The organism is Aneurinibacillus thermoaerophilus, from assembly GCF_900099925.1.
GTDB lineage: Bacteria > Bacillota > Bacilli > Aneurinibacillales > Aneurinibacillaceae > Aneurinibacillus > Aneurinibacillus thermoaerophilus.
The window spans coordinates 1-1,397 of the sequence record NZ_FNDE01000096.1 but is presented as its reverse complement, the minus strand read 5'-3'; the positions used below and the strand labels follow the sequence as shown (position 1 = coordinate 1,397).

General features: G+C 46.5%; 1 protein-coding gene and 1 pseudogene. Both read left to right on the top strand.

Annotated elements, in window-relative coordinates; all coding sequences use genetic code 11:
• Positions 1–750 (top strand): recombination protein RecT (gene recT, locus BLR88_RS18830; RefSeq protein WP_091261648.1); only part of this gene is annotated, 750 nt, incomplete at its 5' end.
• Between the two features lie 59 nt (positions 751–809).
• Positions 810–1,397: pseudogene (locus BLR88_RS18825) on the top strand (hypothetical protein); the annotation flags it as partial.

Sequence of the window (1,397 nt, the reverse complement as noted above, 5' to 3'; positions counted from 1 at the left end):
AGGCTGTCTCGAATTGCTCTAACGCTTATTCGCACAACACCTAAGCTGTTGGAGTGTACTATCGAATCTCTTATGGGAGCAGTCATGCAGGCGGCACAACTGGGGCTTGAGCCGGGCTTAATCGGACACTGCTACATCATCCCATACGGCAGGGAAGCGCAGTTTATCATCGGCTACAAGGGTATGATTGACCTGGCCCGCCGTTCCGGACAGATTGAGCAAATTTACGCTCATGCGGTGTATGAAGCTGACCATTTCGAGTATGAGCTCGGATTGCATCCGAAACTGGTTCATAAACCCGCTACTGGTCGACGTGGAGCCATTCAATATGTGTATGCTGTGGCCCATTTCAAAGGCGGCGGCTACCAGTTTGAGGTTATGGACATGGAAGAGATCGAGCGGCGCAGACAACGTAGTAAGGCCGCTAAAAATGGTCCTTGGGTAACAGACTTCGAAGAGATGGCTAAGAAAACGGTCATTCGTCATATGTGGAAGTACCTGCCGATCAGCATTGAGATTCAGCAAATGGCTGCCCAGGATGAGACGGTGAAGAAAGACATTACCAGTGAGCCGCGCAGTGTCTATGCAGACGCGATAGAAGCCGAAGGTGTGACAGTAGAGGACATACCAGTGGATGAGCCTGCGTCAGAAGAGAAAGCACAGACGCCGGAAGAGCAGAAGACGGACAAGCCACAGGATTGGAAGCAGGATGAAGAACTGCAACAAGCGATGGAGATGGATTTTAAATAACCGAGTAGGGGCGCTCTCTGCGCCCGACTCTATCAATCTAGTAAAGGGGATGTCGGGGTATGGAAGAGCAAATAAACACAGAAATACAGGCGTCGGGGTTTGTTGTCCTGCCCCGACTCTCTATCAAAAATTTGAGGGACAAACTTCTTTTCTATCATTTACTTGAACAAGCGGATTGGAATACAGGGGAAGTAAAAGTAAACGTTTCTGAGTTGGAACGAGAAACGGGATGGACGCGCTGGGAGATAAAAGGATCGCTTGATCGATTAACGGAAGCTGGCTTAATCACTTGCGAAACCTTGCGCCAGAAGCGCGGAACCCTTGTCAAAATCGTAAAATATGGGGATTTTCAGTCGCTTTCACACTACAAAAAAGGCGAAAAAAATCCACAAGAGAAACCACAACAGGATTCACAACAGATTTCACAACGGAAAACACAAGAGGATGAAAGTGAAAAGCCTTGCGGTATAAGGGATTCAGTCACTAACAAAAATTTACTTCCACAAGAGAATTCACAAGAAAAACCACAAGAGGACACACAAGAGAAACCACATCTTTTATTTAATAACAGCATTATAAACAGCAATAAGAACAGCAATATAAACAATAAACCTAATACGTCGCTCGCTTCGGAAAAAGACATCGAA